Genomic DNA, 9,020 nt, shown 5'->3' with positions numbered 1-9,020 from the left:
CACTAAATCCAGCCGCATGGCCGTACGTATTTGGAAGCGGTTCGGTATCATCGGCATCGCCGTTCTTACCCCGCTGCTCTTTACGCCCATTGGCGGCACAATCATCGCGGTGGCCTTCCGCGTGCCAAGGCGGGAAATCTTTTTGTGGATGGCGATTAGCGGACTGTCGGTTGGAACCGTCGTAAGCTTTGCGATGTACCGACTGTACTTTTTGAAAGACTGGTTGGCGGGATTCTTTTAATTTTTTAGGGGCATTCTTCGGCTCCGCTCAGAATGACAGAAATCTAACTTTCCGTTGACCGAAATTTTACCGACTTACAGGCTTTTCAGGTCGCTGGGCTTTTTTCATAAAATCGCCCTGTGAGAAGTACTTCTCAATCAGACAGTACATCAGGATGAAGAAGTAGCGACTCCCCATTTCTTTGATTTTCAGCTTTGATTCGCCGTATTTGCGGTTCGTCCAGCTATTGGGGACAATCGCGTAGTTGTAGCCGCGCACAATAGCTTTCAGCGGTAGCTCGATGGTAAGGTTGAAGTGCGGCGAGAGAAAAGGCCGGATGCCCTCGATAGTTTCGCGGCGGTAGAGCTTGAATGCATTAGTCGTGTCGTTATAGCTTATGCCCATTAGCACGCGTATAATGAGGTTGGCGATGCGGTTGATGAATTTTTTGACTTTCGGATAATCCACCACCTTACCGCCCTTCGACCAGCGCGAGCCAAACACGCAGTCGTAGTTTCCTTCCATCATTTTGAAATAATATTTCACTAAATCCTCGGGATCGTCGGACATATCAGCCATAAAAATCGCCACGCAATCTCCCGTAAAGCGTTCCAGCCCGTAACGTACCGCGTAGCCGAAGCCGTTGGGCCCCAGATTGGTAAAATACACCAGTTCCGGTATCTCTACTGACAGTTCGTCCAGCACCCGCAGCGTTCCGTCTTTGGAATTGTCGTTGGTCACACAAATTTCGTGGGGCACATTGTATTTACTCAAGGTAGCGTGCAGCGCCCGTAGCGTGGGCGCGATGGACTCCTCTTCGTTGTAGGCCGGGATGACGACGCTCAATTTCATGCAGTGAACAGCTGGATTTGAATCGGCAAATTTGGGAATTCCGGCGGGGAATTCCTAGGTGAGCAGATTTTCCGATGGGATACTTTACTCCTACCTTTGACCAGAGTCAATGAACCCGTTTAGTCTCGGGACTTCAATTGGCAAACTGAATGAGAAATGTCTCGACATTTCTTCACATTATTTTACAAAGACCTATGAAACGACCTCGTTCTTCCGCTAAAAAAGGCCATTCCGAGGATTTTTTCGGCGATTACCGCGACTTTTGGTGGAACGAAAGTTTCTTGAAACTACTGGCCCGACGGCTGCAACTGAGCCAATGTCACAGTCTGCTGGATGTAGGCTGCGGCCAGTGTCACTGGAGCAAACTGCTGGTAAACTATTTGGGTGCCCCAGAGGACGAACCTACACGGGTCGCGGGCGTGGATAACGACCGAAAATGGGCAAAGGGCAGCCCGCAGTTACGTGCCTATTTTGCGGAGAAAGAGGTGGCTTTTGAATTGAAAAAAGCCGAAGCCGACAACCTGCCCTACGAAGATGCTACTTTTGACCTCGTCACCTGCCAGACGCTGCTGATCCACGTCTCCGACCCGATGGCGGTGATTGCAGAAATGAAGCGAGTTCTGCGACCCGGCGGCACCATTTTGTGCGTGGAACCCAACAACCTGGTGCAGAGCCTGACGCGCAATTCAATTTCCAGCGACGATCCCATCGAGCAAGTGCTGGATCACGTCAAATACGCACTGCTCTTTGAGCGGGGCAAGAAAAAACTAGGTCAGGGTGACAACTCCCTCGGTGATCTGGTTCCGGGAATGCTGGCCCAGGCAGGTTTCGAAAACATTGACGTGCGGCTTTCCGACAAGGCCATCGCCATGTACCCACCCTACGACACGCCCGAACAACGCGCCACTATGCGCCAATGGCGACACGGCGACCGCTGGACATCCGACGGATTCAGCGATTACGATTACTTCAAAGCCCTGGGGCCGGATTCGCTTGAATTCTATGAAACCTACGTCCGCCAATACGCCCACCTGGGCGAACGTACCGAACGTTACATCGACGCCAACAAGTACCACTCGGCGGGCGGAGCGATGATGTATGTCGTGTCGGGTGTCAATGAATAGTTGACAGTTAATGAGGTGAGAAAGATTGGCTTTCCAAACCTTCCCATAACTGCTCGACCATCTTGGCAGGGCTTAGAGATAGATCGGCAGGGAGGAGGTGGAGCGGGAGATGCGGTTCGTAGGAGAAGGGCTGCGGAGCATTGGTGAAGTCTTCAGTTTTAGGATAAATCAAAGCCAGTTTGACGCTTCCTGAATCCTGGGCGTATCGCTGGCCGTAGGCGTAAAGTTGGTACAGGTCGCTCTGAGCCAGATTGGACACTTGCGAGCCGTTGCCTTGCACCAATTTCCATTTTGTATCCAGCACCCAGATGTCCTCGCCTCGACGCACTACCAGGTCGGGCCGTAGTCGATGAGCGGCATGGCCTGCCGCATCGTAGAGCAGGTGGTGCGGCGATTCCTGAGTGCTGACGGCATACTCGGCGGGCAGGTACTTTCTCAAACTTCTTGCTACGTAGTTTTCAAACAAAAATTGGGTTGGAAAAAGCAGGCCGGGCAGCAGGTCACGATCCGCGCCGACCGCCGGGGCAGCGCCGCCCAGCAGCCAGTCGGCCCAGGGCCACAGCCAGACGTAGTCGCGGAAGGTCCGGTTCTGCTGACGGGCCAGGCGCAGGTCATCCCGCCAGTCGCGCGGGGCGGGGATTTCTTCTAAAGAAAATAAGTACTGCCGTACCAATCGGGCGAAGGCCCCGGCGCGGAGCCGATGCAGACAAGCTTTGAGCAGGCGATTGGGCGCATGGTCGCGGCTGCGTTCGGCGAAAGCAACGGGTAGTCGCTCAGGATGCATCGTTAAGGCCAAAGGGCTGCTTTGCAGGCGTAATTTCCCCTTGACAAAAGGACGTTCCGTTTCCACAGGTCGGTAGTCAGTCGGGAGTCCCCGGTGCAGAAGTTTGGCGACTCGTTGCAGGAAAAGCGCCGCCAGTGCATCGGGCAGCGGAAAACTGGCCAGTTTGCTCAGGCGGACTTCGGGTACCGGAATGAGCCGCAGCTCGGGAACTGCCAGCAGCATCCGTAGCAACACCAGCCGGGCGGCGGTGACGGATTCCGGCGAAAAATCGTCCGTGATTTTGGGCAAAATCTCGATGCCCATTGAGCCGGAGGCCTGCAACAAACCTACGTAGGCCCCTACCCGCAGACTTGCCCGCCCCCGCTGCACGGAATAGCGCAGCACGGGTTCGGCGTCGTCGCGCAGGGCGTAATTTTTCAGAGACAGGAACGCTGCTTCCGGCAAAACGAGGGCCTTCGGGTCGGCATTTGTCCCGTAAGTGATAGTCGCGTTTTCGGTGGCGAGATGAAGCAAGGTCAGGTTTTGGACGAATCAATACCAATACAACCCTATTTTACCAAAAATGGTAGTAAAATAATATTTATCAGTAAAAAAAAACCGGGTCGCTCTTACTTCAATACATCCAGATTTTTACGGATACGGTCTTAAATCGGACCTTCATTTTTAGAAAATCAGTACCTCTATGCATCTTCCAAAAATAATATCCATTGCGCTGTTGGTATCTGCTACGCCTGCCTTTGCTCAGTCGCCAGCCTGGCAGCACCTCAGCACCGAAGGCGGAGCCATCGCACTTCCCGGCAAAAGCCAACAGCAAACCGCCTCCATGATTATGGATTTGAACGGCGACGGGGTCAATGACTTTGTCATCGGCTTCCGTCAGGTTGCCCCGGCCCTCGTAGGCTACGTCCGCACGGCCAAGGGCTGGGACAAATGGGTTCTGGATCCCGAATTTCTAACCGTGGAGGCAGGCGGTGCGCATTACGACATCGACGGCGATGGCGACGAGGATCTCGTTTTTGGCGGTGACTCGCAGAGTCCGATGGTGTGGTGGTGGGAAAACCCCGGTAAAATGACCGGACAGCCCTGGGAGCGGCACGTAATCAAGGATAGTGGCAAGCACCAACACCACGATCAGGCTTTTGGCGACTTCAAACGCACGGGCAATCCGCAGCTTGTCTTCTGGAACCAACAGGCCAAGGCTCTTTTCCTGGCTGACATCCCTACCGACCCCAAGGCAGAGCCATGGCCGCTCGAAACAATTTTTTCAGGAGAGGCCGGGGAGAAGAAATCCTGGTACGCCGAGGGCGTCGCCACTGCCGACGTGGATGGCGACGGCTGGATCGATCTGCTGGCGGGAAACTACTGGTTCAAGTACCTGCCCGAAACCAAAGAGTTCCAGCGCACGCGGCTCGGCGAGGAAGGAGGACGCGTGGCCGTGGGCAAGTTTAAGCCCGGCCCCACGCGGCAGGTACTTATCTCGCCCGGCGATGGTACGGGGCGGCTGATGTTCTACGAGTACATGGGTGAAGAAGACAAGGACATGCCCACTGACGCCACCCAGTGGAAAGCCCGTGACCTCATAGGGCGCGAACTGATTCACAGTCACACCCTGGAAGTGGCCGACCTGAACAACGACGGCCACCTCGATGTGTTCGTGGCCGAAATGGCCAAGTGGGGCAAGCAGGCCGAACCCGATAACCCCGACGCCGAAGCGTGGATTCTGTACGGCGATGGCGCCGGAAATTTTACTAAAGAGCTTTTCAAGAAAGGCTGGGATTTCCACGAAGCCCGCGTGGCCGACCTGGACGGCGATGGTGACCAGGACATTTTGGGTAAACCCTACACCTGGAAAGCCCCGCGTCTGGATGTATGGCTGCAAAACGGCGTCGGCAAGAAGATTGATCTGAGTATTGCTCAAAAGAAAATTGGCCTTGAACTGTACAGTTTCCGCGACCGCCTCAAAGACGACGTACCGGGTACTTTGGCCGCCGTGCGCAAGATGGGCTTCACGGAAGTGGAAGTACCCGCTTACTACGGCCTCACACCCGAGCAATTCAAACAGGAACTTGATAAAGCAGGTCTGAAAGCGACGGGTGCTCTCTTTCCCTTTGAGCGGTTTAGCGACGATGTGGATGGCCTCATCCGGGAAGCCAAAGTACTTGGTTTGAAGCAGATTGGATGTGCCTGGATTCCGCACCTTCGTCTCTTTACCCAGACAGATGCCGACAAGGGAATCGCGGTGTTCAATCAGGCGGGAGCCAAGCTGAAAGCGGCGGGTATCCGGTTCTACTACCACGCCCACGGCTACGAATTTCGTCCGCTGAAAGGTACCGAGGGTACTCTATTCGACTACATGGCCGAGCGGATGAAGCCTGGTGTAGCTGATTTTCAGTTGGATGTCTACTGGGCGCTGCACGGCGGCGCGGATCCGGCCCGGCTACTACGCCGCTACCCGGGTCGTTTTCTTTCGTTACACTTAAAAGACATGGCTTACGGCCAGCTGACCGGACTTTATACGGGTGGTGCCCCGCTCGAGAACGACTGTATCCACGGGAAGGGTCAACAGGATTTCCGCCGGATTCTGGAAGCTGCCATTGAGACGAAAGTACCCTACTACTACATCGAGGACGAAAACGCGGCGGCATTTACGCAAGTGCCGCAGTCGCTGGCGTATTTGCGGGGGCTGCGGTAGAGCAGGAATCTACCCATAAATTACCTTAGCCTTTCGGGCCAGAAGAGCTGGCTTGATGTAATCATCTTCTTCAAATCCTTGGATCAAAGCATGGGCAGGGTTGTCGAATCCGTGCGTCTCTACGGTGCAGGGGTCATGGGTGGCGTACAAACCTACCTCTTCTACGTCTCGAGCGGATACTTCGGCTAGGGCATATTTATCAATATTCATGACCGCAACTTCCTTAGTGGTCAAACTAGCCACATCAGCAGATAGCGTGCCATTATCCTTCGCTCTCGGTACGAAATTGAGAGTCGTAGGAGTGTTGTCGGGATTTACGTACTTGTGCCAAGGCGTTTTATATATTCTGCGGTACAGGCTTTCTTCTGACGCTACTCGCCGATTCCCTACTTCCATTTCAACTTTTTACGCGTAAAGCCAAGAAAGGCTAGCTTTCAAATTCTCAGGATTTAAAACCTTCTGAGTAGGAGTTTCTCTGTCCGAAAGAGAAACGATCTTGGGGTCTTTACTTGGAAATACTAGTAGTTCCAAACTCTTCTGACCATTCCGCAAACTGATTAGGATTTCTCCGTTCGGTCCCGGTGAAGAATGATAAATCTTCTGTCCAGTCAAATCTAAGTTATTGGCGAGAGCCTCGGCAGAAGCGATCGTATTCTCAGGTGGAGCGATCGCTCCTTCTTCATCCCAATCGTCAGTTAACTCTCTGAACTTAGCGATGTCAGCAATTTTTGAATAATTACTGCTAAACGGCCGAACTCTATCCTTGACTACGGTGCTATTTGCAAATATACGTTTAGCTTTCTCAGCCTCGAAATTCCAAATAATTGATGTACCTGAATCCCGTAATTGACTCAACTCTGGATTAAGAGAGTAGCTATCTAACACAAAAGGAGCTGTCATAGGAATGTCTTGTAAAATTGTGGGCTTACCATTTCTTTAAAAGTTGCTGACGCAATATCATGCGCCCTACTCAACCACTCAACAATCTCATCCTGACTGAAATTGCCTGTCTTAAAAACAGTTGTTGTCCAAACGGCTGCTGTCTGCTTCGTTGATTGATTAACAGCGTCCCCTGCAAATAAAGTAAGCAGTGAGCCATCCTCTAACTGAAATCCTTGATTTACGTGAGCACCAACGGCCTTTCCCGGCAAGGTGAAATCATTTCTCAATTCGATTCTTAAGTGATCCTTCAAAAATCCTACGTAATCTGTATCGGAGGCCAAATCTACCGCATCAATGTATTTTAACTGTAACTGATTGATATTGATTTTATACTCATAACTCTCAAATAGATAATCCAAACAATTTTGGACAAGGTCGAAATATCCATTTTCCCAGTCATAGGTAATGTCCGTATCATTAACGGTCATAACGCCGGGACCTAACTGTACAATAGGCCATGTCATCTCGTCTCGCCAAAATTGATGAGTCACTTTGCCAGTAAGTTGGAGAGGTGCACCGTTGGGATACAGTTTTTTATCTTTGGAATGACTCGCCTTGATTTTTTTTGCAAAAAGACCCAATGCAAATTCAAAATCGGAATCTATGGCTAAGCCTTCCGGCGTGATCTGTACATCCCAAAATATCTCAAATATAACCTCTTTGAGCGGAGCTTTGGGGAGTTTCATAAATTTGCAGCAACATAATATAGTTTGCAAAAGTCTACACTTACAACGTATCTACCACCGATTTTTACACAAAATGCAAAATTCTTACTGATTGAGATGAAACGAGACAAGAATCAGCATCACTCATCTGCTGATATGAACTACCTTTCCCCCTTCAAAAAGCCCCAATCAGCCGCAGCCCATCCAGCGTCAATCCACGGTCGATCTCCACAAACTCACCCTCCAGCGTGTCGATGATCGACGACAGTCCGCCCGTGGCGAGGGCAATGCAGTCGCCGTTGAGTTCGGCGCGAATGCGGCGGAGCATAGATTTGACCAAACCTTCATAGCCGAGCAAAATACCGGCCTGAATGGCGTGGACGGTGTTCTTGCCAATGGCCGAATCAGGGAGTTGCAAAGGTACTTCGGGTAGTTGGGCGGTGTTAGCGAAGAGAGCCTTCACGGCGGTTTTTAAGCCCGGCAGGATGGCTACGCCCATAATTTGGCCGGAGGCGGCTACGGTAGTAAAGGTAAGGGCCGTGCCGAAGTCCACGATAACGCAATTTTGTGGGTAGCGGGCGTGAGCTGCCACGGCGTTGGCGATGAGGTCGGCCCCGAGCTCGTGCGGATGGTCGATGGCGATTTCCAAACCAGGGTAGGTGTCCGGGCCGACGATGATTGGTTCCTTCCCGAAAAGCGCGGTGAGCATAGTCCGTAAAATGTCCGTTAGATCCGGCACAACGCTACACAGCACTACTTTATGAATCTGATCGAGTGGAACATTGGCTTCCAGGAAATTTAGTCTCAGCCAGCCTTCGTAGTGAGCCGTCGATTCCTGCGGCAGCGAGCGGGTGCGCCAGACGTACCGTTTGTCTTCCTTGTCAAAAAGCCCAAAGACAGTATCGGTATTTCCGGCATCGACGGCGAGGAGCATGGCTTGGGAGGGTTTGGTAGCGAACAGCCAAAGATAGACGTAAAACAAAAAAAGACCCCGACGAGCGGGGTCTTTAAAAACTGGGAGAAAGACGGGGTTCGAACCCGCGACCTCCTGAACCACAATCAGGCACTCTAACCAACTGAGCTACAATCTCCGTTTTTGGAAGGGCAAAATTATAAAAAGGTCAGCAGCTTGCAAAATTCTCCGAGAGTTTTTTTTGCAAGCTGCCGACCTCTTGGTTTCATTAGGAGACTACCTTGTTATTTGGCAGCTCCAAAATTGGTGTCGGCAGCTTTCCAATCCACTATGTTCCAGAAAGCGTCGATGTATTCGGGACGTTTGTTCTGGTACTTAAGGTAGTAGGCGTGCTCCCACACATCAAGCCCAATAATCGGCGTTCCTTTTTTTTCAGCCACATCCATCAAGGGATTATCTTGGTTGGGCGTCGAAACTACCTCCAAATCTCCACCGTCGGTTTTGATGAGCCAGGCCCAGCCCGATCCAAAGCGGCTGCCTGCCGCATCCTTAAATTTTTCCTTAAAATCTCTGAACGAGCCGAACTTAGCGTCGATGGCCTTGGCCAGTTCGCCCGTCGGTTCACCCCCACCATCGGCGGAGAGTGTTTTCCAGAAGAAAGAGTGATTCCAGTGTCCACCGCCGTTGTTGCGAACCGCCGTTGAAAGGGTACTCACTTTGGCCAACAGTTCTTCCACGCTTTTGCCCGCCATGTCGGTGCCTTCCACAGCGGCATTCAGTTTTGTTACATAACCCTGGTGGTGCTTATCGTGGTGAATTTCCATCGTC

At 52.0% G+C, this 9,020-nt stretch carries 9 protein-coding genes, 1 tRNA gene and 1 pseudogene; 3 read left to right on the top strand and 8 right to left on the bottom strand.

Annotated elements, in window-relative coordinates; genetic code table 11:
• Positions 1-241: pseudogene (locus ACEW8P_RS12140) on the top strand (hypothetical protein); the annotation flags it as partial.
• A 66-nt stretch (positions 242-307) separates the two neighbouring features.
• Here ACEW8P_RS12140 and ACEW8P_RS12135 read toward each other — a convergent pair.
• Positions 308-1,072: a glycosyltransferase family 2 protein gene (locus ACEW8P_RS12135; protein ID WP_373513346.1), complete on the bottom strand. Its 765-nt coding sequence runs from the start codon at positions 1,070-1,072 to the stop codon at positions 308-310.
• Positions 1,073-1,266: 194 nt separating this feature from the next.
• Between ACEW8P_RS12135 and ACEW8P_RS12130 the strand changes: the two genes are divergently transcribed.
• Positions 1,267-2,196, top strand: a complete 930-nt coding sequence (locus tag ACEW8P_RS12130; protein WP_373513345.1) for a methyltransferase domain-containing protein — start codon at positions 1,267-1,269, stop codon at positions 2,194-2,196.
• A 7-nt stretch (positions 2,197-2,203) separates the two neighbouring features.
• Here ACEW8P_RS12130 and ACEW8P_RS12125 read toward each other — a convergent pair whose 3' ends face one another.
• A complete protein-coding gene (locus tag ACEW8P_RS12125) occupies positions 2,204-3,493 on the bottom strand; it encodes an McrC family protein (RefSeq protein WP_373513344.1) in 1,290 nt (429 codons plus the stop codon).
• Positions 3,494-3,662: 169 nt separating this feature from the next.
• On the opposite strand from ACEW8P_RS12125, the gene ACEW8P_RS12120 reads away from it, so the two are divergent.
• A complete protein-coding gene (locus ACEW8P_RS12120; protein WP_373513343.1) occupies positions 3,663-5,672 on the top strand; it encodes an FG-GAP-like repeat-containing protein in 2,010 nt (669 codons plus the stop codon).
• A 9-nt stretch (positions 5,673-5,681) separates the two neighbouring features.
• Here the strand turns inward: ACEW8P_RS12120 and ACEW8P_RS12115 are convergent, their stop codons facing one another.
• The 6 genes from ACEW8P_RS12115 to ACEW8P_RS12090 all read right to left on the bottom strand — a co-directional run.
• Positions 5,682-6,068 (bottom strand): hypothetical protein, encoded by a 387-nt coding sequence (locus ACEW8P_RS12115; protein WP_373513342.1) that lies wholly within the window; start codon positions 6,066-6,068, stop codon positions 5,682-5,684.
• 9 nt (positions 6,069-6,077) lie between these two features.
• Positions 6,078-6,572: a hypothetical protein gene (locus ACEW8P_RS12110; RefSeq protein ID WP_373513341.1), complete on the bottom strand. Its 495-nt coding sequence runs from the start codon at positions 6,570-6,572 to the stop codon at positions 6,078-6,080.
• Positions 6,569-7,300: a TIGR04255 family protein gene (locus ACEW8P_RS12105; protein WP_373513340.1), complete on the bottom strand. Its 732-nt coding sequence runs from the start codon at positions 7,298-7,300 to the stop codon at positions 6,569-6,571. The genes ACEW8P_RS12110 and ACEW8P_RS12105 overlap by 4 nt, the downstream gene beginning before the upstream one ends.
• 154 nt (positions 7,301-7,454) lie before the next feature.
• Entirely contained in the window at positions 7,455-8,213 is a 759-nt protein-coding gene (locus tag ACEW8P_RS12100) for a type III pantothenate kinase (RefSeq protein ID WP_373513339.1), read from the bottom strand.
• A gap of 82 nt (positions 8,214-8,295) precedes the next feature.
• Positions 8,296-8,371 (bottom strand) — tRNA-His (locus tag ACEW8P_RS12095).
• Between the two features lie 105 nt (positions 8,372-8,476).
• Positions 8,477-9,020, bottom strand: a 544-nt coding sequence (locus ACEW8P_RS12090; protein WP_373513338.1) for a superoxide dismutase, incomplete at its 5' end; no start/stop codon positions are given.

The sequence above is a fragment of the Persicitalea sp. genome (genome assembly GCF_041751555.1).
GTDB lineage: Bacteria > Bacteroidota > Bacteroidia > Cytophagales > Spirosomataceae > Persicitalea.
The sequence above is the reverse complement of the archived record's forward strand: the minus strand, read 5'-3'. Positions and strand labels throughout refer to the sequence as shown.